Origin of the sequence: Rhodococcus sp. A14, assembly GCF_011603105.1 — a bacterium.
GTDB lineage: Bacteria > Actinomycetota > Actinomycetes > Mycobacteriales > Mycobacteriaceae > Rhodococcus_F > Rhodococcus_F opacus.
The window spans coordinates 1-26,439 of record NZ_JAAOQS010000114.1 but is presented as its reverse complement, the minus strand read 5'-3'; the positions used below and the strand labels follow the sequence as shown (position 1 = coordinate 26,439).

Here is a 26,439-nt window from a genome sequence, read left to right as displayed (position 1 = left end):
TCGAGGGCGGCGAGAACGTCGTCGCCATCGAAGAGGCCCTGAACAAGGCCCGCGAGGTCACCGACAAGCCGTCGCTGATCCTGCTCCGCACCATCATCGGCTACCCCGCACCGACCAAGATGAACACCGGCGCGGCGCACGGCGCCGCCCTCGGTGCCGACGAGGTCGCGGCCGTGAAGAAGACGCTCGGCTTCGATCCGGACAAGACGTTCGAGGTCGCCGACGAGGTCATCGCCCACACCCGCAAGGTCGTCGACCGCGGCGCCCAGGCACACAAGCACTGGCAGGCCCAGTACGACGAGTGGACCCACCGCGCCCCCGAGGGCAAGAAGCTCCTCGACCGCCTGATCGGCCGCGACCTTCCCGCCGGCTGGGCCGACGTGCTCCCCACCTGGGAGCCCGATCCCAAGGGCATCGCGACCCGCAAGGCATCCGCCGCCGTACTGAACGCCGTCGGACCGGTGCTCCCCGAACTGTGGGGCGGCTCCGCCGACCTCGCCGAGAGCAACAACACCACCATCAAGGGCGCCGACTCCTTCGGCCCCGAAACCATCTCCACCCGCATGTGGACCGCCCAGCCCTACGGCCGCACCCTGCACTTCGGGGTCCGCGAACACGCCATGGGCTCGATCCTCAACGGCATCGCGCTGCACGGACCGACCCGCCCCTACGGCGGCACCTTCCTCGTCTTCAGCGACTACATGCGTCCCGCCGTGCGGCTCGCCGCGATCATGAAGACCCCGGTCACCTACGTGTGGACGCACGACTCCATCGGACTCGGTGAGGACGGGCCCACCCACCAGCCGATCGAGCACCTCGCCGCGCTGCGCGCGATCCCCGGCCTGTACGTCGTGCGACCCGGCGACGCCAACGAGACCGCCCACGCCTGGCGCGCCGTCCTCGAGAAGGGCGCCGACGAGGCCACCCGCGCTCCCGCCGGCCTCGCCCTGACCCGCCAGGACCTACCCGTCCTCGAGGGCACCAGCTACGAGGGCGTCTCCCGCGGCGGCTACATCCTCGCCGACGCCTCCACCGGCGCACCGCAGGTCGTGCTCATCGGCACCGGATCCGAACTGCAGCTCGCCGTCGCCGCCCGCGAAACCCTCGAGGCCGACGGCATCCCCACCCGGGTCGTGTCCATGCCCTGCGTCGAATGGTTCGACACCCAGGACCAGGCCTACCGCGACGGCGTCCTCCCCCCGACGGTCAAGGCGCGGGTCTCCGTCGAAGCCGGCATCGCCATGCCCTGGCACCGCTTCGTCGGCGACGCAGGCGAAATCGTCTCCATCGAGCACTTCGGCGCCTCCGCCGACTACAAGACCCTGTTCCGCGAGTTCGGCTTCACCGCCGAAGCCGTCACCGCCGCCGCACAGCGCTCACTCGCACGCGTGAAGGGATAGACAGCCATGACTCAGAACCCCAACCTCCAGAAGCTCTCCGAAGCAGGCGTGTCGGTGTGGCTCGACGACCTCTCCCGTGACCGCATCGAGTCCGGCAACCTCGCCGAACTCATCGCGACCAAGTCCGTCGTCGGTGTCACCACCAACCCGTCGATCTTCCAGGCCGCACTCAGCAAGGGCCACGTCTACGACGCACAGGTCCGGGAGCTCGCCGAGCGCGGTGCCGACGTCGAGGCCACCATCCGCACGGTGACCACCGACGACGTGCGCGCCGCCTGCGACGTCCTCGCCCCGCAGTTCGAGGCGAGCCACGGCGTCGACGGCCGGGTCTCCATCGAGGTCGACCCGCGCCTCGCGCACGACGCCGACAAGACCGTCGCGCAGGCCGTCGAACTGTGGAAGATCGTCGACCGCCCGAACCTGTTCATCAAGATCCCGGCCACCGAGGCCGGTATCCCGGCCATCGCCAAGGTGCTCGGTGAGGGCATCAGCGTCAACGTCACGCTGATTTTCTCCGTGGAACGCTACGAACTCGTCATGGGCGCCTACCTGGACGGCCTCGAGGCCGCGAAGGCGGCCGGTCACGACCTGTCCCGCATCCACTCGGTGGCCTCGTTCTTCGTCTCCCGCGTCGACACGGAGATCGACAAGCGGCTCGACAAGATCGGCACCCCTGAGGCGCTCGCGCTGCGCGGCAAGGCGGCGCTCGCCAACGCCCGTCTCGCGTACGCCGCCTACCAGCAGGTCTTCGAGGTGCAGCCGCGGTTCCAGGGTCTGCTGTCCGACGGTGCGCGCCCGCAGCGCGCGCTCTGGGCGTCGACCGGAGTCAAGAACCCCGACTACCCCGACACCCTGTACGTCGCCGAACTGGTGGCTCCGAACACGGTGAACACGATGCCGGAGAAGACTCTCGACGCGTTCGCCGATCACGGTGATGTCGCCGGCGACACGGTGTCCGGCACCGCGGTCGAGTCGCAGCAGGTGTTCGACAAGCTCAGCGCCGTCGGCATCGATCTCACCGACGTGTTCAAGGTCCTCGAGGACGAGGGCGTCGACAAGTTCGAGGTGTCCTGGACCGAGCTTCTGGAGGCCACCGCGGAGCAGCTGCGCGCAGCAGGGCAGAAGAGCTGATACGTGAGCGAGCCCGCAGCGTCAGACGATTGGGTCAATCCACTCCGCGACGGTAGGGACAAGCGCCTACCACGCATCGCCGGGCCCTGTGCGCTGGTGATCTTCGGTGTCACCGGCGACCTGGCCCGGCGCAAGTTGATGCCCGCCATCTACGATCTGGCCAATCGTGGTCTTCTGCCGCCCGGGTTCGCTCTCGTCGGGTTCGCCCGCAGGGATTGGTCGGACGAGGACTTCGGCAAGATCGTCCACGATGCCGTCCGCGACCATTCCCGCACCCCGTTCCGGGAGGACGTCTGGGAGCGACTGTCGGAGGGCCTGCGTTTCGTCAAGGGCACCTTCGACGACCCGGCGGCCTTCCAGGAACTGGCCAACACTCTCGGGACGCTGGAACGCGAACGCGGGACCGGCGGCAATCACGGGTTCTATCTCGCGATTCCGCCGGACGCGTTCCCGGTCGTCCTGAAGCAGCTGTCCGAAGCCGGTCTCGCGCAGTCGAACGACGACCAGTGGCGTCGGGTGGTCATCGAGAAGCCGTTCGGTCACGACCTCGAGAGCGCACGTGAGCTCAACGCGGTCGTGAACGAGGTCTTCCCGGAGGACACGGTCTTCCGGATCGACCACTACCTCGGCAAGGAAACCGTCCAGAACATCCTGGCGTTGCGCTTCGCGAACCAGTTGTTCGATCCGATCTGGAACGCCCACTACGTGGATCACGTCCAGATCACCATGGCCGAAGACATCGGTCTCGGTGGACGCGCCGGGTACTACGACGGCATCGGGGCGGCACGCGACGTCATCCAGAATCACCTGCTGCAACTCCTCGCGTTCACCGCGATGGAGGAGCCGATCAGCTTCGAACCGTCCGAGTTGCAGGCGGAGAAGATCAAGGTGCTCTCCGCCACCAGGCTCGCCCAGCCGCTCGACGAGACCACCGCGCGCGGGCAGTACGCGGGCGGCTGGCAGGGCGGTACCCGGGTGGTCGGACTGCTGGAGGAGGAAGGGTTCTCAAAGGACTCCACCACGGAGACGTTCGCGGCCATCACCCTCGAGGTCGACACCCGCCGCTGGGCGGGGGTGCCGTTCTACCTCCGCACCGGGAAGCGGCTCGGACGTCGGGTCACCGAGATCGCCGTGATCTTCAAGCGCGCACCGCATCTGCCGTTCGATCAGACCATGACCGAGGAACTGGGGCAGAACGCCCTCGTCATCCGGGTGCAGCCGGACGAGGGTGTGACCATGAGGTTCGGGTCCAAGGTGCCGGGGTCGAGCATGGAAGTCCGCGACGTCAACATGGACTTCAGCTACGGTCAGGCGTTCACGGAGTCGTCGCCCGAGGCGTATGAGCGCCTCATCCTCGACGTGCTCCTCGGTGAGCCCTCGCTGTTCCCCGTGAACGCCGAGGTGGAACTGTCCTGGGAAATCCTCGACCCCGTGCTCGAGCACTGGGCCGCGGACGGCAGGCCGGAACCGTACGAGGCCGGCACGTGGGGCCCGCCGTCGGCAGACGAAATGATGCACCGCACCGGTCGCGAATGGAGAAGGCCGTAGATGATCACCGACATTCCCGCGACCACCACCGGGCAGGTCAACAAGAAACTGGTGGAGCTGCGCAAGACCGGCGGCGCGGTGACCCTGGGACGAGTACTCACGCTGGTGGTGTGCACCCGCGACAGTGAGTACTCGGAGGACATCATCGACGCCGCCAACGAGGCGAGCCGGGAGCATCCGTGCCGGGTCATCGTCGTCGCCTGGGGGTCCCGTGACGCGGAACCCCGCCTGGACGCGCAGATCCGCGTCGGCGGCGACGCCGGCGCGTCGGAGGTCGTCGTGCTCCGCCTGTTCGGCGAGCTCGCCGACCACGAGAGCAGCGTGGTGGTGCCGTTCCTCCTCCCCGACACTCCCGTCGTCGTGTGGTGGCCGGAGACCGCCCCGGAGGTTCCCGCCGAGGATCCGGTGGGCAAGCTCGCGATCCGGCGGATCACCGACGCGACCGATCGCGCGGATCCGGCTGCGGAGATCAAGAGCCGTCTGGCGTCGTACTCGTCCGGTGACTCGGACCTGGCCTGGAGTCGCATCACCTACTGGCGTGCGCTCCTGACCTCGGCCGTCGACCAGCCGCCGCACTCGCCGATCACGTCGGCGGTGGTGTCCGGACTGGTGGACGAACCCGCCGTCGACATGATCGCGGGGTGGTTGGCGAGCCGCGTCGACGTCCCGGTCACCCGGCGGGTCGGCCCGTTGTTCGTGGAGATCAACTTCGCCGACGGTGGTGCGTTGACCATCAGCCGCCCCCAGACGGGTACCACGGCGACGCTGTCACGCACCGGCAAGCCCGATGCGCGGGTCGCGCTCCGCAGGCGGGAAACGAGCGAGTGCCTGGCCGAAGAACTACGCAGACTCGACCCCGACGAGGTCTACGAGACCGCGCTCGCCGGGCTGACGAAGGTGACGTATGAGTGACATCCACGTAGAGGTCCACCCCGACACCGACACGCTGGTGACGAAGGCCGCGGAGCGGTTCGTCGACACCGTCGTCGCCGCCCAGAAGGACCGCGGCACGGCGTCGGTGGTCCTCACCGGCGGCGGCACCGGGATCGGCCTGCTCGAGAAGGTCCGGGAGAACCCGGGCGACATCGACTGGCGTGCGATCGACATCTTCTGGGGTGACGAACGCTTCCTGCCGGCCGGCGACCCGGAACGCAACGACGTGCAGGCGCGGGCCGCGCTGCTCGACCACGTCGACGTCGATCCCGACCGGGTGCACACCATGCCCGTCGCGGACGGCATCTACGAGAACGATCCGGAGGCGGCCGCCGTCGCGTATGCGCAGGTACTCGGGGCGCATGCCGGCGGCAAGCAGGTCCCGGTGTTCGATGTCCACCTGCTCGGCATGGGGGGTGAGGGACACGTCAATTCGCTGTTCCCCGACACCGACGCGGTCCGCGAGGAGCACCGGTTCGTGGTCGCGGTGACGGACTCCCCCAAGCCGCCGCCGGTGCGGGTCACGCTGACCCTGCCCGCCGTCCGGCACGCCGACGAGGTGTGGCTGGTCGTGTCGGGTGACGCGAAGGCCGAGGCCGTGGCCGCCGCCATCGCGGGCGCTCCCCCCGTCGAGATCCCGGCGTCCGGGGCCCGCGGGCTGTCCGCGACCCGGTGGCTGCTCGACACGTCGGCCGCGTCCCGGCTGCCGAACTGACGCTCTTATCCGACGGGGTCCTCGTCGTCCGCCGGTAACCCGGCGGGCGACCGAGGGTCCTGCTCGACCGGTGACCGGGTGACCCGGCAGTCGGTGACGATCCGACCGGCACGACGCGGAAACGCCGTGCTCGTCCCCCGCCGTCCGATTCCCCCGCGCCAATAGTCCGGGTTGCCCGCGCAGCGTCTCATCCGTCGCCCCAATTCGTCTCGGAAACGTTCGTGCTCTTTCCCGTTTTGACGCAGCGACGGACGGTTCGGTTCCCCCGCCCCGCAAGAAAGTTCACGCAAATCTCACGGGGCGCGGGAACCCGTCCGGCTACCCGCTGTTGCGCAGCGCGGTCGCCAGCCCGTTCATCGTGAGCTGGATGCCGCGGCGCGTCTGATCACTGTCGTCCCCGGCCCGGTAGCGGCGCAGCAGTTCCACCTGCAGGTGGTTGAGGGGCTCGAGGTACGGGAACCGGTTGTGCACCGACCTCTCCAGACCGGGGTTGTCGGCGAACAGGGTGTCGTTCCCGGTGATCGCCTTGTACATCCGGATCGTCCGCTCGTGTTCCTCGGCGATCTTGCCGAACACCCGTCGGCGGAGTTCCTCGTCGGGAACCAGCTCCGCGTAGCGGGCGGCGAGGCCCATGTCGGACTTCGACATCACCATGGCCAGGTTCGACAGCACGGTCCGGAAGAACGGCCACTTCGCGTACAGGCGGGACAGTGTGGCCACCCTCTCGGGGTCGCCCTGCGTCCATTCCTCGAACGCCGCACCCGTGCCGTACCACCCGGGCAGCATGACCCGGGACTGACTCCACGACAACACCCACGGGATGGCCCGGAGGTCGGAGATGGACGTGGTCTGCTTCCGTGAGGCGGGCCGGCTGCCGATGTTGAGGGCCCCGATCTCCGCGACCGGAGTCGACATCTCGAAGTACTCCACGAATCCGGGTGTCTCGTGCACCAATTCGCCATAGGCGCGGCGGGCCAGCGCAGCGAGCTCGTCGAGGATGCGGTACGCAGGTTCGGCGTCGTCGCCAAGTCCCTCGACGTCGAGCAGGGTGGCTTCGAGGGTCGCGGCGAGTAGCGTTTCGAGATTGCGTTGCGCGAGGCGGGGTTCCGCGTACTTGGCGGCGATCACCTCGCCCTGTTCGGTGATCCGCAGCGAGCCGGCCACCGCGCCGGGCGGTTGCGCCAGGATCGCCTCGTAGCTGGGGCCGCCGCCGCGACCCACGGTGCCGCCGCGACCGTGGAAGAGCCGCAACCGGATTCCCGTCTTGCGTGCGGCGTCCACCAGATCCAGCTCGGCGCGGTACAGCGCCCAGTTGGCCGCCAGGTAGCCGCCGTCCTTGTTGGAGTCGGAGTACCCGAGCATCACTTCCTGGGAGTCGCCGCGCGAGGTCACCAGCGCCCGGTAGATCGGCACCTCCAGGGTGGCTTCGAGGGTGGCGGCACCCTGCTGCAAGTCCTCGATCGTCTCGAACAGCGGCACGATGCCCACCGGACAGGACGGGGCCTCCCCTGATCCGGGGTCGAGCAAGCCCACCTCCTTCAGCAGCACCGCGGCCTCGAGCATGTCACTGACGGAGGTGCACATGCTGATGATGTAGTTGGGCACGGCACCCGCACCGAGTGTCCGGACCGCGTCGGCGCCGGCCTGGAGAATGGCGAGCTCCTTCGCGGTCAGCTCGCTGAACTTCGCGTTCGCGGTGGTCAGTGGGCGCCTGGTCGACAGCTCCGCCGACAGCAGCTCCACCCGCTCGTCCTCGGACAGCGACGGGTAGTCGGCGTGCACGCCCGCCCACGCCAGCAGCTCGGCGACGACGGTCTCGTGCACGTCCGAGTTCTGCCGCATGTCGAGACCGGAGAGGTGGAAACCGAACACCGCCACCGAATCCCGCAGGTTCGCCAGCCCGTCGTCGGCGATGGTGCCGTCGCCACCACGCCGCAGGGAGTCGTCGACGATGTCGAGTTCGTCGAGCATCTGCCGCGGGGTGTCGTACGGTGCGAGCCCGAGGTCGAGCCCGTGATCGGGTGCCTCACCGAGAATGCGGTGCGCGGTGGCCGTGAGACGCCCCCGGATGCCCCGCACCGCGCGCCGGTAGGGTTCGTCGGCGCGGAACGGGGAATCGTCCTGCGACGCCGCGGCCAGGAGGTCGAGCCCGGGGGTGACGGTGACGAGGCGAGCCGACATCGACAGTTCGCGCTCGAGCGTCTCGAGTTCGCCGAGGTGATGCTCGAGGGCGGTGGCCGCGGCACGGGTGGTGGCCTGCCGAACCACCTCGTCGGTGACGTAGGGGTTGCCGTCGCGGTCTCCGCCGATCCACGACCCGGGACGCAGAATCGGTTCCCCGCCCAGATCCGCGTCCGGCCACCGCGACCGCAGGGCAGTGCGCAGTTCGGCGTTGATCTTCGGGACGACCTCGAACAGTGCCGCGTCGTAGTACCGCAGCCCGACCTCGATCTCGTCCTGGATCCGCAACCGCGACAACCGGATCAGTGCGGTCTGCCAGAGGGTGAGGATCTGCCGCCGCAGCCGGACGTCGACGTCGGCCGTCTCGGTCTCGGTCAGGGCGGTGCGCTCGCGGTAGCGCATCAGTTCCGTGATCCGGGACTGGGTTTCGAACACCGTCCGGCGGCGGGTCTCGGTGGGATGGGCGGTGATGACCGGCGACACGAGCGCCCCGCGCAACGCGTCCGCGACGACGGCGCTGTCGAGGTGCGCGGCGTCGAGTTTGGCGAACGTGGCGGTCAGGGTGCTGTCGGGGGCGGGTTCACCGGCGGCGACGTGGACGGCACGCCGGCGTTCGCGGTGGATGTCCTCGGCAAGATTGGCCAGGAGAGCGAAGTGGCTGAAGGCCCGGATGACGGGAATGGTGTCGCTCGTGGAGACCTGGGTGAACATGTCCGCCAGATCCGCGCGGTCGATCTCGGAACGACGAACCCGGAACGATTCGACCCTGGCCTTCTCGACGAGGTCGAAGACGCCGTCCCCGGCCTGTTCCCGCACTATCTGACCGAGGATGCCGCCCAGGAGCCGAATGTCTTCGCGAAGTGGTTCAGTGGCCTCACGTGGGGTTTCGATCATGCATCCAGTATCGACCGGTGACGGCCCGTCTGCATGGTGAAGCAGATCAGCCGAACTTGATCTCCAGGCCGATGCCGATGATGGCGATCAACCAGATCAGGCCGGTGAAGACGGTGAGCCGGTCGAGGTTCTTCTCGACCACGGTGGAACCGGACAGGCTCGACTGGACACCGCCGCCGAACAGGCTGGACAGACCGCCGCCCTTACCGCGGTGCAGCAGCACCAGCAGAATCAGCAGCAAGCTGGTGACCACCAGCAAGATATCCAGGAACAGTTCCATGTCTGTCTACGTCCACCCATCCAGTAGGAACAACAACGACCTCGTACACCCTACAGGCGCTCCGCGCCCGTGCGCCTTTCCGGTACCTACAGCTACCGGAAAGGCGCACGGGCGCCGAAGGCGCCTTACGGCAGAGGTCCGCCCGCGGCGATCGCCGACAGCGTGGCGAACTCGTCAGCCTTCAGCGAGGCGCCGCCCACCAGGGCGCCGTCCACATCCGTCTGACCGACGATCTCGCCGACGTTCTTGGCGTTGACGCTGCCGCCGTACAGAACGCGGACACCGGACGCGACGTCCGGCGAGGCGAGCTCACCGAGCGTGGCGCGGATCGCGGCGCACACTTCCTGCGCATCCGCGGCACTGGCCACGCGGCCGGTTCCGATGGCCCACACCGGCTCGTACGCGATGACGACCTTGGCGACGTTCTCGGCGGACAGTCCGGCGAGCGAGCCCCGCAACTGCTCGACGTTGTAGGACACGTGCTCGCCGGCCTCACGGACGTCGAGACCCTCACCGATGCAGACGATCGGGGTGATCCCGTTCTTCAGCGCGGCCTTGGTCTTGGCCAGCACGGTGTCGTTGTCCTCGCAGTGCAGGGTCCGGCGCTCCGAGTGCCCGACGACGACGAACGTGCAGCCCAGCTTGGCCAGCATGGAGCCGCTGATCTCGCCGGTGTACGCACCCGAATCGTGGGCCGACACGTCCTGCGCACCGTAGGTGAGCAGGAGCTTGTCGCCCTCGACGAGGGTCTGCACGCTGCGGATGTCGGTGAACGGCGGGATCACCGTCACGTCGACCTTGTCGAAGTACTTCGCCGGGAGCGAGAAGGCGATCTTCTGAACCAGCGCGATGGCCTCGAGATGGTTCAGATTCATCTTCCAGTTGCCGGCGATCAGCGGCTTCCGTGCCATGTCTCAGGCCTCCAGAACTGCGATGCCGGGGAGTTCCTTGCCCTCGAGGTACTCGAGGGAGGCGCCGCCACCGGTGGAGATGTGCGAGAACCCGTCCTCGGGCAGACCGAGCTGGCGCACCGCCGCGGCGGAGTCACCGCCACCGACGACGCTGTACGCGCCCTTCCCGGTGGCCTCGATGATCGCCTCGGCGACACCCTTGGTGCCCGCGGCGAACTTCGCGAACTCGAACACACCCATCGGGCCGTTCCAGAACACGGTCTTCGCGCTGGTCAGGATCGCCGCGAACCGGCGAACCGACTGCGGTCCGATGTCGAGACCCATCCAGCCGTCCGGGATCTCGAGCACGGAAACGATCTTCGACTCGGCGTCGGCCGAGAACGAATCGGCGATGACCACGTCCTGCGGAATGTGGATCACGTCGGCGTACTGCTCGAGCAGCGCCTTGCACGTGTCGATCATCGACTCCTCGCACAGCGAGTTGCCGACCGACACGCCCTGCGCCGCCAGGAACGTGTAGTACATGCCGCCACCGATGACGAGGGTGTCGACCTTGGGGGCCAGCGCCTCGATCACCGCGAGCTTGTCCGACACCTTGGACCCACCCAGCACGACCGCGTACGGCCGCTCGGGCTCCTCGGTGAGCTTGCCGAGCACCTTGATCTCGGCTTCGACGAGCCTGCCCGCGTAATGCGGGAGCAGCTTGGCCACCTCGTACACCGACGCCTGCGCGCGGTGCACGACACCGAACCCGTCGGACACGAACGCGCCGTCGTCGCCGACGAGCTCGACCAGGGCCTTGGCGAGCTTCGTCCGCTCGGCCTCGTCCTTGCTGGTCTCCCGCGGATCGAAGCGGATGTTCTCCAGCAGGAGAACGTCGCCGTCCGTGAGCCCCTCGGCACGTGCCAGAGCGTCCTGCCCGACGACGTCGCCGGCGAGCTGGACGTTGCGTCCCAGCACCTCGGCGAGCTTCACCGCGACCGGTGCGAGGGAGTACTGCGGGTCGGGCTCACCCTTGGGGCGACCCAGATGGGCGGTGACGATGACCTTGGCGCCCGCCTCCGCCAACGCCTTCAGCGTCGGCGCGGAAGCGATGATGCGCCCGGGATCGGTGATCCGGTCACCGTCGAGCGGAACGTTGAGGTCGGAGCGCACCAGCACGGCGCGCCCCTCGACCCCAGCGTTCAGCAGGTCGTCGAGAGTCTGAACTGCCACTGTTACCGGACCTTCGCTCAGAGAGACTTGGCGACGAGACCGATGAGGTCGGCCAGACGGTTGGAGTAACCCCACTCGTTGTCGTACCAGGACACGATCTTGGCCTGATCGTCGATGACCTTGGTGAGGCCGGAGTCGAAGATCGAGCTGTGCGGGTCGGTGACGATATCGGACGACACGATCGGAGCGTCCGTGTACTTCAGGATGCCCTTGAGCGGTCCCTCGGCGGCAGCCTTCATCGCGGCGTTGATGTCCTCGACGCTGGCCGACTTCTTCAGGTTCGCGGTGAGGTCGGTGACCGAGCCCGTGGGGATCGGGACGCGCAGCGCGTAGCCGTCCAGCTTGCCGAGCAGCTGCGGGAGGACCAGGCCGATGGCCTTGGCGGCACCGGTGCCCGTGGGGACCACGTTCAGTGCGGCGGCGCGGGCGCGACGCAGGTCGCTGTGCGGGCCGTCCTGCAGGTTCTGGTCCTGGGTGTAGGCGTGGACCGTGGTCATGAGGCCCTTGACGATACCGAACTCGTCGTCGAGCACCTTGGCGATGGGGCCGAGGCAGTTGGTGGTGCACGAGGCGTTGGAGATGATGTTCTGGCTGCCGTCGTACTTGTCGTCGTTGACGCCCATCACGATGGTGATGTCCTCGCCCTTGGCCGGGGCGGAGATGATGACCTTCTTGGCGCCGGCCTCGAGGTGGCCCTTCGCCTTGGCTGCGTCGGTGAAGATGCCGGTGGACTCGACGACGACGTCGACGCCCAGGTCACCCCACGGAAGCGCCGCGGGCCCTTCCTTGATGGCGAGTGCCTTGATCTTCTGGTTTCCGACGACGATGGTGTCTTCACCCTCGAGCGAGACGTCGTGCGGGAGACGACCCAGGATGGAGTCGTACTTCAGGAGATGCGCCAGCGTAGCGTTGTCCGTGAGGTCGTTGACCGCCACAATCTCGATGTCGGTGGTTCCGAGCGCCTTCTGCGCGTCCACCGCCCTGAAGAAGTTACGTCCGATACGGCCGAAACCGTTTACGCCTACCCGGACAGTCACAATCTGCTCCTTTGCGCATGATTCTGGTTGTGCAGCTCTGCTCCCGCGCCGCTACGACACCACCGACGGGTGGTCGGCGCGAGGGTTCATCGGTCGATGTGGCTCTAACCCTAGTGCGCGGGCCACGCGCGCGCGCAGTCACCTCCGGCACCCGTTTCCGGGCCGCCCCGACCCGAACGAACGGGATGCTCTTCGATCTGACGCAACGAGCGTCCCGTTCGTCCGGGAGTGGGGGTGGTGCGAGGGGACCGCCGACGACGGTCAGGCGTCGTCGAGAAGGTCTGCGGTGACGGCCGACTCGGTGTCGGGGATGCCGGTTTCCTTTGCCTTGCGGTCCGCCATCGACAGCAACCGCCGGATGCGGCCGGCGACGGCGTCCTTCGTCATCGGCGGATCGGCGAGCTGGCCGAGTTCCTCGAGGGACGCCTGCCGGTGCTCCACCCGGAGGTGACCGGCCGCCGCCAGATGGTCGGGAACCTCGTCACCCAGGATGTCGAGGGCCCGCTCGACGCGGGCAGCGGCCGCGACGGCCGCCCGCGCGGACCGGCGCAGGTTGGCGTCGTCGAAGTTGGCGAGCCGGTTGGCGGTGGCACGGACCTCCCGGCGCATGCGGCGTTCCTCCCACACGAGGCGGGTGTCCTGGGCGCCCATCCGGGTGAGCAGTGCGCCGATGGCCTCGCCGTCGCGGATCACCACCCGGTCGGTGCCACGGACCTCGCGGGCCTTCGCCGAGATGCCCAGCCGGCGCGCCGCCCCGACGAGCGCGAGCGCCGCCTCCGGGCCGGGGCAGCTGACCTCGAGCGCCGACGACCGACCCGGCTCGGTCAGCGAACCGTGCGCCAGGAACGCGCCGCGCCACGCGGCTTCCGCGTCGGCAACGCTGCCACCGACGACCTGCGCGGGAAGCCCGCGCACCGGGCGCCCCCGCAGGTCCAGGAGACCGGTCTGGCGGGCGAGTGCCTCGCCCTCCTTCGCGACCCGCACGATGTAGCGGGACGACTTGCGCAGCCCGCCCGCGCTGAGAACGTGGACGTCGGCGCTGTACGTGAACAGGTCGAAGATCTCGCGGCGCAACCGGCGGGCCGTGGACCCCAGATCCACTTCTGCCTCGACCACGACCCGGCCACCGACGATGTGCAATCCCCCGGCGAACCGCAGCAGCGACGAGACCTCGGCCTTCCGGCAACTCACATGAGTGACGACGAGACGACTGAGTTCGTCTTTGACCTCTGCTGTCATTGCCACGAAGCGCTCTCCCTTTCCTCTGGTGTCCCGGCCACTTCGCTCCCCCGAGACCCCGCATCGGGGTCGCTCCAGAGCTGTTCGAGAACGGACGCAAGTTTTCCTGCATGGTGCGTGTGGGTGCCGTGCTCCGACACGTCGGCGTACACGACGCGTGCCTGGAACTGTCCGGCGGCGCGGGCGAGGTGCTCGCGCTCGCGCCCCGGTGGCACCGAACCCGAATCGACAACGACGAAGTCGACGGTGAGTTCGGGTGCGTGTTGGGACAGTACGTGCAGATGACGCTCGGTGGAGAATCCTGCCGTCTCGCCCGGCTCCGGAGCCAGGTTGAGCACCAGCACCTTCCGCGCGGCGGTGGCGATCAGCGTGTCGAGGAGTTCCGGCACGAGGACGTGCGGGATGACGCTGGAGAACCACGACCCCGGGCCGAGGACGACCATGTCGGCGACGTCGATAGCCCGGACCGCGTCCGGGCATGCGGGCGGATTCGCCGGCAGCAGCCGCACGCGGCGCACCTTGCCGGGGGTGGTCGCGACCGCGACCTGACCGCGGATGCAGCGGCTGACCCGCGGGTCCGCCTCGAGACCCTGCACGTCGGCTTCGATGTCCAGGGCGATCGGCGACATCGGCAGCACGCGCCCGTTGATCCGCAGCAGCCGCGCGAGTTCGTCCAGCGCGGCGACGGGGTCGCCGAGCACTTCGGTGAGGCCGGCCAGGATGAGATTGCCCACCGAGTGGCCGGCGAGGGCGCCGATTCCGCCGAATCGGTGCTGGATGGTGTCCGTCCAGTCCTGCACCTCGGGGTCGTCCGCGGCGAGTGCGGCGAGCGCCATCCGCAGATCCCCCGGCGGGATGACGCCGAGTTCGGCGCGCAGCCGTCCCGAGGATCCGCCGTCGTCCGCGACGGTGACGACGGCCGTGACGTCACGGCTGAGCCGGCGCGCGGCACTGAGGGTGGCGAACAGCCCGTGGCCCCCGCCGAGCGCGACGATCGCAGGCGGCTGGTGCACCGGCCTCATTCGCGCCCCAGATCACGATGGACGACACGCACGTTCAGCCCGGAGTCCTGTCCGAGGCGGCTGGCCAAGGCCTCCGACATCGCGACACTCCGGTGTTTCCCTCCGGTGCATCCCACCGCGATGGTCATGTAGCGCTTCCCCTCCCGACGATATCCCGCGATCGTCAGATCCAGCAGGTGGTGATATGTGGCGAGATAGTCCTCGGCACCGTCCTGCGACAACACGTAGTCCCGCACGTCCGCACTCTGCCCGGTGTGCGGACGCAACTCGGGAATCCAGTGCGGGTTGGGCAGGAAGCGGACGTCGCAGACGAGATCGGCGTCCATCGGAAGACCGTACTTGAAACCGAACGACTGGACTGTTACTTGCATGGTCCGGTTCTCGGCGTCGCCGAACGCGTCCTCGATCTTCTGCCGCAACTGGTGGGCGGCGAGGGACGACGTGTCGATCACCAGATCCGCGGCGGCCTTCACCTTCGCGAGCTGATCGCGCTCGGCGGCGATGCCCTCCGACAGGGTGCCCTCGGCGCCTCCCCCCGACAGCGGGTGACTGCGGCGCACCTGCTCGAAACGGCGCACCAGGACCTCGTCCGACGCGTCGAGGTACAGCACCCGCGTGTGCACGGGTTTGCTCTCCAGTTCGGTGAGGACCCAGCCGAGGTCGCCGGTGAACAACCGGCTGCGCACGTCGATGACGACGGCGAGCCGCTCGAGCCGCGAATCGGATTCCAGGCTCAGATCCACCATCCGGGAAATCAGTTCCGGGGGAAGGTTGTCCGCGACGTACCACCCGAGGTCCTCGAGGACCTTCGCCGCCGTCTGCAGACCCGCCCCGGAGAGCCCGGTGACGAGAAGGAAGTCCATCGGCCGGACCGTGGGTGGACGGTCGCTCTGCGCGTGCTGCTCGTTCACTCGACACCTGTCCGTTGCGATGCGCTCTGTGCTGCCGGGCCGTGCTGTGCTACCGGTTCGCGGGGAATGTCCGCGCCGTTCTGTTCTGCCGTGCCCGGCCCGTTCCGATCTGGTTCATCATCCCCCACTCCCGCGACGTCCGCAGACGGTTCCTCCGCCCCGAGAGCGGTGAGTACCGCTTTCGCCGTGGCCGTTCCGATGCCGGGGACCGCGGTGATCTCCTCGACGGAGGCCTGCTTGAGGCGGGCGACGGATCCGAAATGCGTCACCAGGGCCTTGCGCCGGGTCTCGCCGAGCCCGCGGACCGAGTCGAGCGCGGACGCCGTCATCCGGCGGGACCGCTTGCTGCGGTGGAACGTGATCGCGAAACGGTGCGCCTCGTCGCGCACCCGCTGCAGCAGGTACAGCGACTCGCTCGTGCGCGGGAGGATGACCGGGTCCTCCTCCCCCGGCACCCACACCTCCTCGAGCCGCTTGGCCAGCCCGATCACGGCGACGTCGGTGATGCCCAGTTCGTCGAGCACCGCCGAGGCCGCGGCCACCTGCGGGGCTCCGCCGTCCACGACGAACAGGTTCGGTGGGTACGCGAACCGCCGCGGCCTGCCCGTCTGCGGATCGATCGCCGCCTCCGGGGCGAGGTCGCCGCCGTCCCCGCCCGACACCTGGTCGGCGTCCGCCCCGGCCGCTTCGGCGCGCAGCACCCCGACGTCGCGGCTGTGCCGGAGGAACCGCCGCCGGGTGACCTCCGCGATGCTGGCGACGTCGTCGGAGCGACCGTCACCCGCGGCCTCCTTGATCGCGTAGTGCCGGTAGTCGGACTTGCGGGGCAGGCCGTCCTCGAAGACGACCAGGGAGGCCACCACGTCGGTGCCCTGCACGTGGCTGATGTCGACGCATTCGATGCGCAGGGGCGCCGAATCCAGGTCGAGGGCCTCCTGGATGCCCTGCAGGGCCGCCGACCGCGACGTGAAGTCGCCGGCGCGGCGCAGCTTGTGCTGTTGCAGTGCCTCCATCGCGTTGCGCTGCACGGTCTCGGCGAGAGCCTTTTTGTCGCCGCGCTGCGGCACGCGGAGGCGGACCGCGGATCCGCGGAGACCGCTGAGCCACTCCTGCACCTGCTCGGCGTCGGGCGGCAGCACGGGCACCAGGACCTCCCGCGGCACGCCGCTGGTGCCGGCCTCCTGGTCGGTCGCGCCCGACAGCGCCGCCTGCTCACCGTAGAACTGGGTGAGAAACTGCTCGACGAGCAGCGGCAGGTCCGATCCCGCCTCGGAATCGACGCTGGCCCAGTCGATGACGTCACCCGCCTTCTCGACCACCCAACCGCGCTGACCGCGCACGCGGCCACCGCGGACGTGGAACACCTGCACCGCGGCCTCGAGCTCGTCGGTCGCAAACGCGGCGACGTCGGCGTCGGTGCCGTCCCCGAGCACGACGGCCTGCTTCTCGAGCGCCCGCCGCAACGCGCCCACGTCGTCGCGCAACCGCGCCGCCGTTTCGAAGTCGAGTTCTTCCGACGCCTCCTGCATCCGGGCCTCGAGCTGCCGGACCAGCTTGTCGGTGCGTCCCGACAGGAAGTCGCAGAAGTCCTCGACGATCTTGCGGTGTTCAGCCGCGGACACGCGTCCGACGCACGGCGCGGAACACTTGTCGATGTAGCCGAGCAGGCAGGGCCGGCCGATCTGGTTGTGACGCTTGAACACCCCGGCCGAGCAGGTGCGGGCAGGGAACACCCGCAGCAGCAGGTCGAGGGTTTCGCGGATGGCCCACGCGTGCGAGTAGGGCCCGAAGTAGCGGACACCCTTGCGCCGGGGACCGCGGTAGACGAACAGCCGGGGGTATTCCTCGTTCAGGGTGACCGCGAGAACCGGGTACGTCTTGTCGTCGCGGTAGCGGACGTTGAACCGGGGATCGAATTCCTTGATCCAGTTGTACTCGAGCTGGAGGGCCTCGACCTCGGTGCTCACGACGGTCCACTCGACGCTGCCGGCCGTGGTCACCATCTGGCGGGTGCGCGGGTGCAGCGTCGAGACGTCGGCGAAATAGGAATTCAGCCGTGATCGAAGACTCTTCGCCTTCCCGACATAGATGACCCGGCCGTGCGGCTCGCGGAACTTGTACACCCCCGGGTCGACCGGAATCGTTCCGGTCGCGGGGCGATATGTCGAAGGATCGGGCACCCCTCCACGTTAGTCGGCGCCACCGACCAACCCCGCATCCGCGACGTCGCGGAGGGGCGACCCCGGGTTCAGGACGGTGCGTACTCCGACGCGAGTGCGCGGAAGCGGTCAACAGCGTCCACGGCGTATTCGCGATCGTTGGACTGGATGGCCATCACGGCCAGGTATTCGTCGTCGGGCAGCTCGATCCGGGCCCACGCCGCGCCGTCCGGGAAGGACAGCCCCTCGTACAGGTCCCAGTCGACGATGCGCTCCCCGAGGACGTTGCGGACGGCGATGCCGCGGGGCCCGACCCGCAACCTGGGCCGGGTCAGCAGCAGGACCGCTGCCGCGAGGAGGCAGCCGATGCCCGCGAACGCCAGCTGGTCGGCGAGCCGGAAGTACACGCCCGTCGAATCGCCGCGCAGCAGGATTGCGAACGTCACATGCACGACGACGAGAAGGATCGCCACACCGATCGCGTACCGACGCGACTTGCGTGGCGTCGCGACGAGTGTCCACTCGGATTCGGGAGTGGTCATGAATGGATCCGGATCATACGAAGGACTCCTCGGCGCGGCGCAGTCGCGCCAACGTGACAGCGGTGTCGAGCGCGGCCGCGCAGGCCTGACCGCCCTTGTCCTCGACGGAGCCGGGCAGGCCACTGCGGTCGACGGCCTGCTGCTCGGTGTCCGTGGTGAGCACACCGTTCCCGACCGGGGTGCTCTCGTCCAGCGAGACCCGGGTCAGACCGGCCGTCACGGCGTCGCAGACGTATTCGAAGTGCGGCGTCCCGCCGCGGATCACGACACCGAGCGCGACGACGGCGTCGTGCGTGCGGGCCAGGGCCTGCGCCACCACCGGAAGCTCGATGGCACCGGCGACCCGGACCAGTGTGACGTTCTTCACGTTCGCCCCGGCCGCCACCCGCTGCGCGCCGGCGATCAGCGCCTCGGAGATCTCGGCGTGCCAGCTGCCGGCGACGATGGCGAGCCGGAGGTCGCCCGCCTCACCGAGTTGCAGCTCCGGCAGTCCCTCACCACTCACAGCATTTCTCCCGCTTCGAAGTCGTCGAGCCCGATCAGGTCGTGGCCCATGCGGTCGCGCTTCGTGCGCAGGTACGTCAGGTTCTCGGCGTTCGCCCGCAACGGCATCGACACCCGCTCGGTGATCTGCAGTCCGTAACCGTCGAGCCCGACCCGCTTGGCCGGGTTGTTGGTCAGCAGCCGCATCGAGGAAATACCCAGATCCACCAGGATCTGCGCGCCGATGCCGTAGTCGCGGGCGTCGGCGGGCAGGCCGAGCTCGAGGTTCGCGTCGACGGTGTCCGAACCCGCATCCTGCAGCTGGTAGGCCTGCAGCTTGTGCATGAGGCCGATGCCCCGGCCCTCGTGTCCGCGCATGTACAGGACCACCCCGCGACCCTCCTGCGCGACCATGTCCAGGGCGGCGTCGAGCTGCGGCCCGCAATCGCAGCGCAGCGAACCGAACACGTCGCCGGTGAGGCATTCGGAGTGCACGCGCACGAGCACGTCGCTGCCGTCGCCGTCCGGGCCGGGCAGGTCGCCGCGAACCAGGGCGACGTGCTCGACGTCGTCGTAGATGCTCCGGTAACCGACGGCCGTGAACTCGCCGTGCCGGGTCGGGATCCGCGCGGACGCGACCCGCTCCACGTGCTTCTCGTGCTTGCGGCGCCACGCGATGAGGTCGGCGATCGAGATCAGCGCGAGGTTGTGGTCGTCGGCGAAGACCCGCAGCTCGTCGGTCTGGGCCATGTGGCCCTCGTCCTTCTGACTGACGATCTCGCAGATCACACCCGCCGGCCGCAGGTCCGCCATCCGGGCCAGGTCGACGGCTGCCTCGGTGTGACCGGGACGGCGCAGCACGCCACCCTCCTTGGCGCGCAGCGGCACGACGTGGCCGGGCCGGGTGAAGTCCTGGGCGCCGCTGGACGGGTCGGCCAGCAACCGCATGGTGGCGGCGCGGTCGGACGCGGAGATGCCGGTGCCGATGCCCTCCCGGGCGTCGACGGTCACGGTGTACGCGGTGCCGTGCTTGTCCTGGTTGGTGGCGTACATCGGGGGCAGGCCGAGGCGGTCGCAGTCGGCGCCGTCGAGCGGCACACAGAGATAGCCGGACGTGTATCGAACCATGAAGGCAACCAACTCGGGGGTGGCTTTCTCCGCGGCGAAGATGAGGTCTCCCTCGTTCTCGCGGTCTTCGTCGTCGACGACGACGACTGCCTTGCCTGCGGCGATGTCCGCAACGGCGCGCTCGATACTGTCGAACCTGGTCACGTGCTCGGTCTCCAAAGTCTTGACTTAGGCATCTTCGAATACAAACGGATGCATCCGTGGATGCTCCTCAACAGTACGACTCAGCGGCCGGCCGCTTGCAGCCGCTCCACATACTTCGCGATCACGTCGACCTCGAGGTTGACGGGCGTCCCGACGGACGCCGCCCCGAGGGTGGTCAGTTGCAGCGTGGTCGGGATGAGCGAGATCTCGAAATATTCCTCGCCGCGTTCGCCGCCGAGCGCCGAGACCGTCAGCGACACACCGTCGACCGTGATCGAGCCCTTCTCCACGACGTACCGGGAGATGGCGTCGGGCAACGCGATGCGGACGACCTCCCAGTTCTCGGACGGGCTGCGGCTGATGATGTGCCCGGTGCCGTCCACGTGGCCCTGGACGAGGTGGCCGCCGAGGCGGCTGTTCAGGGCAGCGGCCCGCTCGAGGTTGACGCGGCTGCCCACGTCGATCTTCTGCAAGCTCGACCGGTTCAGCGTCTCCTGCATGACGTCGGCGGTGAAGGAGCCGTCGGCCAGCACCTCGACGACGGTCAGGCACACCCCGTTCACCGCGATCGAATCACCGTGTGACGCGTCGGAAGTCACGACCGGACCACGCACGGTGAACCGTGCGGCGTCGGCCAGTTCCTCCTTGGCGACGACCTCACCCAACTCTTCGACGATCCCGGTGAACACTGTGGCTTCTCCTACGTTTGGGGGCTGTCAGGGTTTTCGGACACTGCTGGAACCAGACTCAACAACAAATCGGGGCCGATTGTTTCGACCGACTCGTGACGGAACCGCAGCGCGCCGTCGATCGTGTACACACCCGCCTCCGCGACCGCGGGCGTGCCGGCGCCGAGGACCAGCGGGGCGAGGTACGCCTGGATGCGGTCGACCCGGCCAGCGGCGAGAAACGCGCCCGCCAGCCGGGGCCCGCCCTCGAGCAACACATCGGTGTACTCGGCGAGTGCGGCGAGGACCTCGTCCAGGTCGCGCGTGCGCAGCAGCAGGGTGGGCGCGGAGTCGTCGAGGACCCGCGCGTCCGCCGGGATGTCGCCGAGTCCGACGACGACGCGCACCGGCTGGTGAGCGGCGAGCGATCCGTCGGGCATCCGGGCGGTCAGCCGGGGGTTGTCGGCCAGCACCGTCCCGGTGCCGACCACGATCGCGTCGAGTTTCGCCCGGTCGGCGTGGACGCGTTCCCTGGCCTCGGGTCCGGTGATCCACTGGCTGGTGCCGTCGGCGGCGGCGCTGCGCCCGTCCAGGGTGGCCGCGTACTTCCAGGTGACGTGTGGCCGTCCGGTGCGCTGCCGGTGCAGCCAGGCCCGGAGCGGCCCGCGTTCGACGTCCTGGGCCCGCAGCCCGGACGTGACCTCGACCCCCGCCGAGACGAGGGTTTCCGCGCCGCCCGCGGCCTCGGGGTTCGGATCGCCCACCGCATAGTGCACCGCGATCACACCGGCATCGAGGAGCGCTTGCGAACACGGCCCGGTCCGGCCGTGGTGGTTGCACGGTTCCAGCGTGACGACGGCGGTGCCGCCGCGGGCGGCGTCACCCGCCTCCCGCAGTGCGACGACCTCCGCGTGCGGACCGCCGGGAGGCTGCGTCATCCCGACACCGGCGATGCGCCCCGCGGAGTCGAGGACCACCGCGCCGACCGCCGGATTGGGGCTGGTGAATCCGCGCGCCGACTCCGCGGCACCGATGGCGATCTGCATCGCGGCGTCGAGATCCGCAGCCGAATTCTCGTGCCGCACGTGAGAGTTCACGATGTGCCGGAGCGCCGTTACCGCGACAGACTCAGGTGCGGTGACGCCTTGGCCGCGCTGGCGCGCAGGGCACGCACGGCCTCCGCGGGATCGCTCGTGCCGTAGACGGCGGACCCGGCGACGAAGCAGTCGACGCCCGCCTCGGCAGCGGCCTCGACGGTGTCGGCGTTGATGCCGCCGTCGATCTCCACGACCAGCCTCAGCTCACCCGAGTCGACGAGCCTGCGGACGGCCTTCGCCTTCGACAGCACCTCGGGGATGAACGACTGACCGCCGAAGCCGGGCTCGACGCTCATGACGAGAAGCGTGTCGAAGTCCTTCAGGATCTCGAGGTACGGCTCGATCGGCGTGCCGGGCTTGACGCTGAGACCGGCCTTGGCGCCGGCGGCGCGGATGTCCCGGGCCACGGACCGCGGGTCGTCGGTCGCCTCCGCGTGGAACGTGACGTTGTGCGCGCCCGCCTCCGCGTAGGGCGGCGCCCAGCGGCCGGGGTCGTCGATCATGAGATGGCAGTCGAGCGGGATGTCCGTCGCCGCGAGCAGGCTCTGCACGACAGGCAGGCCGAGCGTCAGGTTGGGCACGAAATGTGCGTCCATCACGTCGACGTGCAGCCAGTCGGCACCGGCGACCGCGTCCGCCTCCTCGGCGAGACGCGCGAAATCGGCAGACAGAATGGACGGTGCGATCATCGGGGTTGCCACGCGCCGCAGTTTAGTCGTACGCGTGCCGGAGCCGGATCCCGCGGTCCATACTGAGCTCATGCCGACCTGGACGGACGTCGTGGCGATCGGTGCGTCCCTGCCGGAGGTGCAGGAGAGCACGTCGTACCGCACTCCGGCGCTGAAGGTGGCGGGCACGTTGCTCGCCCGGTTGCGGGCCGAGTCGGACGGGGGCCTGGTGGTGATGTGCGACCTCGACGAGAAGGCGGCGCTACTGGCCCAGGGCGCGCCGTTCTACACCACTCCGCACTACGACGGTCACGGTTCGATCCTCGTCGACCTCGAGAGTGTCGACGTCGCGCAGCTGACCGAGCTGCTGCAGGACGCCTGGCGGATCAAGGCACCGGCGAAGCTGCGCAAGCGGTTCGACCAGACCTGACGAGAAAGGCGAGGGCCCGGGCGGCGCCCGCACACCGGCCCGGACCCTCATCGGATCGGCGTCAGACGCCGAGCTTGAGGCCCGCCCCCGCATCGACGCGGAGCTGCTGACCGGTGACGAACCGGGACTCGTCGGACGAGAGGAACACCACCGCGTGCGAGATGTCCTCGGGCTCGACCCACGGGGTTGGCATCGCCTGCATGAACGGGAACGTGACTTTCGCGTCCTCGGCGGTCGGGTTCTCGAGGTCGGGGCGGAACGTGCGGAACATCGGAGGGCTCTGCAGCATGTCCGTGTTGCAGTTGGTGGGGTGGATCGCGTTGACGCGGATGGACTTCGGGCCCAGGGTGAGCGCGAGCGAGTTGGTGTACGTCCACAGCATCTTCTTCGCGAGCCCGTAGCCGTCACCGCCCGGCCCCTGCAGGGCCTGTTGACCGTTCAGGCCCGTCTGCGGGACCAGCCCGGCCACCGATCCCGTCGCGATGATCGACGCACCGGCGTCCAGGTGCGGAAGGGCCGAGTGAATCGTGTTGATCACTCCGACGAAGTCGACGTCGAACGCATCGACGAATCCCTCGACGGGCACGTCGTTCCCGAGGGGCGCGATCCCCGCATTGGCGACCACGCCGTCCAGCCGTCCCAGCGTCGCGACCGCGGCGTCGAGTTCGCGTTGCAGTGCCGCGCGGTCACGCACGTCCACCTTGGCGGTGACGACCCGGCGCCCCGCCTTCTCGACGAGCCGTCCCGTCTCCTCGAGGTCGGCCTCGGTCGCCAGCGGGTACTCGTTCGATGCGATGTCCTCGCAGAGGTCGAAGGCGATGATGTCGGCGCCCTCGTCGGCGAGATGCACTGCATGACTACGACCCTGACCCCGCGCCGCTCCCGTGATCAGAACGACCTTCCCCGCTACCCGATTCATCTGAAGTCCTCCACTCGCTTCGTGACGTACGTCTCTGTCGCGAGAAGAATTAGAACACGTTTCACGCAAAAGTGAAACAGGTTCTACCGAAAGTCGGGCAGATGTCCAGGTAGCGGGGAGCGGCCGCCCTACGGCTTGCGCAACGCGGCCATGAACATCGCGTCCGTGCCGTGCCGGTGCGGCCAGAGCTGGACGCCCGGACCGTCACCCAGCTCCGGCACACCGGGTACGAGTTCACGCGTGTCCAGCGCCGTGAGCCCGTAGCGGCGCACCGCGTCCGCGACCACGGCCACCGTCTCGGACAGATGTGGTGAACACGTCGCGTAGAGGATCACGCCACCCGGACGAACCAGCCGAGCGGCCGACGCCAGGAGTTCCCGCTGCAGCTTCGCCAGACCCGCCACATCCGACGGCTGGCGGCGCCACCGGGCCTCCGGACGTCGGCGCAGCGCACCCAGTCCGGTGCACGGCGCGTCGACCAGGATCCGGTCGTACCCGCCCTCCAACCCGGGATCCCGCCCGTCGGCGACGTGCACGTCGACCGGCAGTTCCTTCGTCGTCTTGCGGATCAGGTCCGCACGGTGCGCCACCGGCTCCACGGCGTCGAGGCGTCCGCCCTCGATTCCGGCGAGGGCGCCGAGCAGGGCAGCCTTGCCGCCCGGGCCCGCGCAGAGGTCGAGCCACCGGCCCGCGTCCGGGCCGTCCAGCGGTGCCAGCGACAGCGCCCGGGCGACGAGCTGACTGCCCTCGTCCTGTACTCCGGCGAGCCCCTCGCGGACGGCGTCGAGCAGCCCCGGGTCGCCGCCGTCCAGATAGACCGCGTACGGCGAGTACCGCCCCACCTCGCCGCCGGTGGCGAGCGCGAGTTCCTCCGCCGAGATCTCCCCGGGGCGGGCGACGAGATGCACCGCCGGCCGGGCGTCGTCGGCCATGAGGACATCCTCGAGTTCCCCGGCGTCGGCACCGAGCGCGTCGGCGAACACCTGGGCGATCCACGCGGGATGCGCGTGCGCGAACGCCAGCCGCCCCACCGGATCGGCCGGGGCGAGGCGCTCCACCCATTCCGTCTCGGACCGCTCCGACACCCGGCGTAGCACGGCGTTGACGAAGCCCGCCTTCCCCGGACCGGCCTCCGCGCGCACGAGATCGACGGAGGTGGCGACGGCGGCGTGCGGGGCGACGCGGGTACGGAGTAGCTGGTAGGCGCCCAGCTGGAGGACGTCGAGGAGCGGTCCGTCGATCTCGGCGATCGGCCTGCCGGCGCAGTCGGCGATCACGGCGTCGAGGAGCCCACGGGCGCGGGCGGCGCCGTACGCCAGTTCCGTGGCGAGGGCGGCGTCACGTCCGTCCAGGCGCCGCTCACGCAGCAGTCCGGGTAGCACCAGGTTGGCGTAGGCGTCGCGCTCCCGGACGGCACGCAGCACGTCCCTCGCGGCCAGCCTCGGCTGATCGAGACCGGACTGCGATGCGTCGGGGCGGCGCGCCTGGCGGGGACGGTTGTTGCGGGCCCCCGAGCCGGACTGGCCGCGACGTGCGGGCCTTCTCGATTCGCTCACTGTGCCCGTACCTCCGCGTCGAGTCGTGCGCCTCGCGCCCAGTCCAGGGCGGCCATCTGTTTCTTGCCCTGCGGCTGGATGCGGTCGAGCCGCACCGCCACCGTGGACGTGCCGATCAGGAATCCGGACCTGGTCACGGAGATCTCCCCCGGCTCCAGTCGCTCCTCCGTCGGAGTGACGGGGCCGACCTTGACGCGCAGATCGCCGATCGTGGTCCAGGCGCCGGGCGCGGGCGTCACCGACCGGACGTGCCGGTCCACCACGGCAGCTGTTCTGTCCCAACGGATCCGGGCCGCCTCGACGGTCACCTTGGGCGCGTGCGACACCCCGTCGGCCGACTGCGGGACCGCGCTGATCGCGCCGTCCTCGATCCCGTCGAGAACCGACTCCAGGAGGACCGCACCGCTGTCGGCGAGGCGCCCCAGGAGATCCCCGGCGGTGTCGGTGTCGCGGATCCCCTCGGTGACCACCCCGTAGACCGGCCCGGTGTCCATCCCCGCCTCGAGCCGGAACGCGCTCGCACCGGTCATGTCGTCACCCGCACCGATCGCGGCCTGCACCGGAGCGGCCCCGCGCCACGCCGGCAACAGCGAGAAGTGCAGGTTCACCCAGCCGTGCGCCGGGATGTCGAGGACCTTCTGCGGCAGCAGCGCCCCGTAGGCGACGACGGGCGCGCAGTCGGGGGCGAGGTCGGCGAGACGTGCGAGGAATTCCGGTTCCGAGGGCCGCTCGGGAGTCAGCACCTCGATGCCGTTCGAGTCGGCGAGTTCACCGATCGGTGAACGGACCACCTTCCGTCCGCGGCCTGCGACTGCGTCCGGGCGGGTGATCACCGCCACGACGTCGTGGCGCGGCGAACGGATCAAGCGTTCGAGCGAGGGAACGGCGGGCTCGGGGGTTCCGGCGAAGACTATGCGCACGTCGGCGACCCACACAACGGACGGTGGACCGCTGCGCGGGCCGAAACGATACTCACGAAGAAAGCTCCCCTTTGATCGACGATGTGCCGACCAGTCTAGGGAGTCGGACCCAGGCCGTAACACTCGGCGAACTGTCGTCGCCGCCCTGCAGGGCGTGAGCGATTCCGACGCCGAACACCTCGCGGCCGCATTCGACATCAAGACCGTGAAGAACCTCGGCACCAACAAGTACTTCCTCTGGGCGCAGGCCGTCGCGACACTGGCGGAGTAACACACACACAGAAGCGGGGAGCCGTGCAGCGCACGGC

Annotated in this window: 24 protein-coding genes; 6 read left to right on the top strand and 18 right to left on the bottom strand. The window is 69.2% G+C overall.

Annotation, left to right across the window (positions count from 1 at the left end):
• The 5 genes from G9373_RS37440 to pgl form a co-directional block, all read left to right on the top strand.
• On the top strand, positions 1-1,400 hold a 1,400-nt coding region (locus G9373_RS37440; protein ID WP_167120038.1), incomplete at its 5' end, for a transketolase.
• 6 nt (positions 1,401-1,406) lie between these two features.
• A complete protein-coding gene (gene tal / locus G9373_RS37435) occupies positions 1,407-2,531 on the top strand; it encodes a transaldolase (RefSeq protein ID WP_133986663.1) in 1,125 nt (374 codons plus the stop codon).
• A 3-nt stretch (positions 2,532-2,534) separates the two neighbouring features.
• Positions 2,535-4,079, top strand: a complete 1,545-nt coding sequence (gene zwf / locus G9373_RS37430; RefSeq protein WP_054248525.1) for a glucose-6-phosphate dehydrogenase — start codon at positions 2,535-2,537, stop codon at positions 4,077-4,079.
• A complete protein-coding gene (gene opcA, locus G9373_RS37425; protein WP_009480448.1) occupies positions 4,080-4,991 on the top strand; it encodes a glucose-6-phosphate dehydrogenase assembly protein OpcA in 912 nt (303 codons plus the stop codon). It abuts the gene before it with no gap.
• A complete protein-coding gene (pgl, locus tag G9373_RS37420) occupies positions 4,984-5,727 on the top strand; it encodes a 6-phosphogluconolactonase (RefSeq protein ID WP_005564790.1) in 744 nt (247 codons plus the stop codon). The genes opcA and pgl overlap by 8 nt, the downstream gene beginning before the upstream one ends.
• A 318-nt stretch (positions 5,728-6,045) precedes the next feature.
• Here the strand turns inward: pgl and ppc are convergent, their stop codons facing one another.
• The 15 genes from ppc to rpe form a co-directional block, all read right to left on the bottom strand.
• The gene (ppc, locus tag G9373_RS37415; protein ID WP_005564788.1) at positions 6,046-8,802 is read right to left on the bottom strand and encodes a phosphoenolpyruvate carboxylase; all 2,757 of its coding nucleotides are present in this window, start codon (positions 8,800-8,802) and stop codon (positions 6,046-6,048) included.
• 46 nt (positions 8,803-8,848) lie between these two features.
• Positions 8,849-9,082 carry a preprotein translocase subunit SecG gene (gene secG, locus G9373_RS37410; protein ID WP_005241788.1) on the bottom strand — a complete coding sequence of 78 codons (234 nt, stop codon included), beginning with the start codon at positions 9,080-9,082 and terminating at the stop codon, positions 8,849-8,851.
• Positions 9,083-9,207: 125 nt separating this feature from the next.
• Positions 9,208-9,993 carry a triose-phosphate isomerase gene (tpiA, locus tag G9373_RS37405; protein ID WP_133986662.1) on the bottom strand — a complete coding sequence of 262 codons (786 nt, stop codon included), beginning with the start codon at positions 9,991-9,993 and terminating at the stop codon, positions 9,208-9,210.
• Positions 9,994-9,996: 3 nt separating this feature from the next.
• Positions 9,997-11,208 carry a phosphoglycerate kinase gene (locus G9373_RS37400; protein WP_005564784.1) on the bottom strand — a complete coding sequence of 404 codons (1,212 nt, stop codon included), beginning with the start codon at positions 11,206-11,208 and terminating at the stop codon, positions 9,997-9,999.
• A gap of 17 nt (positions 11,209-11,225) precedes the next feature.
• Complete coding sequence (gap, locus tag G9373_RS37395) at positions 11,226-12,245, bottom strand: type I glyceraldehyde-3-phosphate dehydrogenase (protein ID WP_005241784.1); 1,020 nt, start codon at positions 12,243-12,245, stop codon at positions 11,226-11,228.
• Positions 12,246-12,506: 261 nt separating this feature from the next.
• Positions 12,507-13,490, bottom strand: coding sequence for a DNA-binding protein WhiA (whiA, locus tag G9373_RS37390; RefSeq protein ID WP_005262275.1), 984 nt, complete (start codon positions 13,488-13,490; stop codon positions 12,507-12,509).
• Complete coding sequence (gene yvcK / locus G9373_RS37385; RefSeq protein WP_037206106.1) at positions 13,481-14,506, bottom strand: uridine diphosphate-N-acetylglucosamine-binding protein YvcK; 1,026 nt, start codon at positions 14,504-14,506, stop codon at positions 13,481-13,483. The genes whiA and yvcK overlap by 10 nt, the downstream gene beginning before the upstream one ends.
• Complete coding sequence (gene rapZ / locus G9373_RS37380) at positions 14,503-15,369, bottom strand: RNase adapter RapZ (protein ID WP_050998569.1); 867 nt, start codon at positions 15,367-15,369, stop codon at positions 14,503-14,505. The genes yvcK and rapZ overlap by 4 nt, the downstream gene beginning before the upstream one ends.
• A gap of 44 nt (positions 15,370-15,413) precedes the next feature.
• On the bottom strand, positions 15,414-17,597 hold the full coding sequence (uvrC, locus tag G9373_RS37375) for an excinuclease ABC subunit UvrC (RefSeq protein ID WP_167120035.1): 2,184 nt from the start codon (positions 17,595-17,597) through the stop codon (positions 15,414-15,416).
• 68 nt (positions 17,598-17,665) lie between these two features.
• Entirely contained in the window at positions 17,666-18,118 is a 453-nt protein-coding gene (locus G9373_RS37370) for a PH domain-containing protein (RefSeq protein ID WP_005241776.1), read from the bottom strand.
• Between the two features lie 13 nt (positions 18,119-18,131).
• The gene (gene ribH / locus G9373_RS37365) at positions 18,132-18,623 is read right to left on the bottom strand and encodes a 6,7-dimethyl-8-ribityllumazine synthase (protein WP_005568405.1); all 492 of its coding nucleotides are present in this window, start codon (positions 18,621-18,623) and stop codon (positions 18,132-18,134) included.
• Positions 18,620-19,873, bottom strand: a complete 1,254-nt coding sequence (locus G9373_RS37360; protein WP_009480441.1) for a bifunctional 3,4-dihydroxy-2-butanone-4-phosphate synthase/GTP cyclohydrolase II — start codon at positions 19,871-19,873, stop codon at positions 18,620-18,622. The genes ribH and G9373_RS37360 overlap by 4 nt, the downstream gene beginning before the upstream one ends.
• 80 nt (positions 19,874-19,953) lie before the next feature.
• Positions 19,954-20,562, bottom strand: coding sequence for a riboflavin synthase (locus G9373_RS37355; protein WP_005241761.1), 609 nt, complete (start codon positions 20,560-20,562; stop codon positions 19,954-19,956).
• 11 nt (positions 20,563-20,573) lie between these two features.
• The gene (gene ribD / locus G9373_RS37350; protein ID WP_167120041.1) at positions 20,574-21,626 is read right to left on the bottom strand and encodes a bifunctional diaminohydroxyphosphoribosylaminopyrimidine deaminase/5-amino-6-(5-phosphoribosylamino)uracil reductase RibD; all 1,053 of its coding nucleotides are present in this window, start codon (positions 21,624-21,626) and stop codon (positions 20,574-20,576) included.
• Between the two features lie 29 nt (positions 21,627-21,655).
• Positions 21,656-22,339 carry a ribulose-phosphate 3-epimerase gene (gene rpe, locus G9373_RS37345; RefSeq protein WP_005241758.1) on the bottom strand — a complete coding sequence of 228 codons (684 nt, stop codon included), beginning with the start codon at positions 22,337-22,339 and terminating at the stop codon, positions 21,656-21,658.
• 58 nt (positions 22,340-22,397) lie between these two features.
• On the opposite strand from rpe, the gene G9373_RS37340 reads away from it, so the two are divergent.
• Positions 22,398-22,736: an MmcQ/YjbR family DNA-binding protein gene (locus G9373_RS37340; protein WP_005262286.1), complete on the top strand. Its 339-nt coding sequence runs from the start codon at positions 22,398-22,400 to the stop codon at positions 22,734-22,736.
• A gap of 61 nt (positions 22,737-22,797) precedes the next feature.
• Here the strand turns inward: G9373_RS37340 and G9373_RS37335 are convergent, their stop codons facing one another.
• The 3 genes from G9373_RS37335 to fmt form a co-directional block, all read right to left on the bottom strand.
• Positions 22,798-23,655: a mycofactocin-coupled SDR family oxidoreductase gene (locus G9373_RS37335; RefSeq protein ID WP_133986660.1), complete on the bottom strand. Its 858-nt coding sequence runs from the start codon at positions 23,653-23,655 to the stop codon at positions 22,798-22,800.
• 128 nt (positions 23,656-23,783) lie between these two features.
• A complete protein-coding gene (locus G9373_RS37330; RefSeq protein WP_064080199.1) occupies positions 23,784-25,211 on the bottom strand; it encodes a transcription antitermination factor NusB in 1,428 nt (475 codons plus the stop codon).
• Positions 25,208-26,131, bottom strand: a complete 924-nt coding sequence (gene fmt / locus G9373_RS37325; RefSeq protein WP_054248885.1) for a methionyl-tRNA formyltransferase — start codon at positions 26,129-26,131, stop codon at positions 25,208-25,210. The genes G9373_RS37330 and fmt overlap by 4 nt, the downstream gene beginning before the upstream one ends.
• Positions 26,132-26,439: the final 308 nt, after the last annotated feature.

Excerpts from the sequence above, each read along its gene's own strand:
- tal (WP_133986663.1), top strand. The coding sequence starts at position 1,407 with ATGACTCAGAACCCCAACCTCCAGAAGCTCTCCGAAGCAGGCGTGTCG.
- opcA (WP_009480448.1), top strand. The coding sequence starts at position 4,080 with ATGATCACCGACATTCCCGCGACCACCACCGGGCAGGTCAACAAGAAA.
- pgl (WP_005564790.1), top strand. The coding sequence starts at position 4,984 with ATGAGTGACATCCACGTAGAGGTCCACCCCGACACCGACACGCTGGTG.
- ppc (WP_005564788.1), bottom strand. The coding sequence starts at position 8,802 with ATGATCGAAACCCCACGTGAGGCCACTGAACCACTTCGCGAAGACATT.
- secG (WP_005241788.1), bottom strand. The coding sequence starts at position 9,082 with ATGGAACTGTTCCTGGATATCTTGCTGGTGGTCACCAGCTTGCTGCTG.
- tpiA (WP_133986662.1), bottom strand. The coding sequence starts at position 9,993 with ATGGCACGGAAGCCGCTGATCGCCGGCAACTGGAAGATGAATCTGAAC.
- yvcK (WP_037206106.1), bottom strand. The coding sequence starts at position 14,506 with ATGAGGCCGGTGCACCAGCCGCCTGCGATCGTCGCGCTCGGCGGGGGC.
- rapZ (WP_050998569.1), bottom strand. The coding sequence starts at position 15,369 with ATGGACTTCCTTCTCGTCACCGGGCTCTCCGGGGCGGGTCTGCAGACG.
- G9373_RS37370 (WP_005241776.1), bottom strand. The coding sequence starts at position 18,118 with ATGACCACTCCCGAATCCGAGTGGACACTCGTCGCGACGCCACGCAAG.
- G9373_RS37340 (WP_005262286.1), top strand. The coding sequence starts at position 22,398 with ATGCCGACCTGGACGGACGTCGTGGCGATCGGTGCGTCCCTGCCGGAG.
- G9373_RS37335 (WP_133986660.1), bottom strand. The coding sequence starts at position 23,655 with ATGAATCGGGTAGCGGGGAAGGTCGTTCTGATCACGGGAGCGGCGCGG.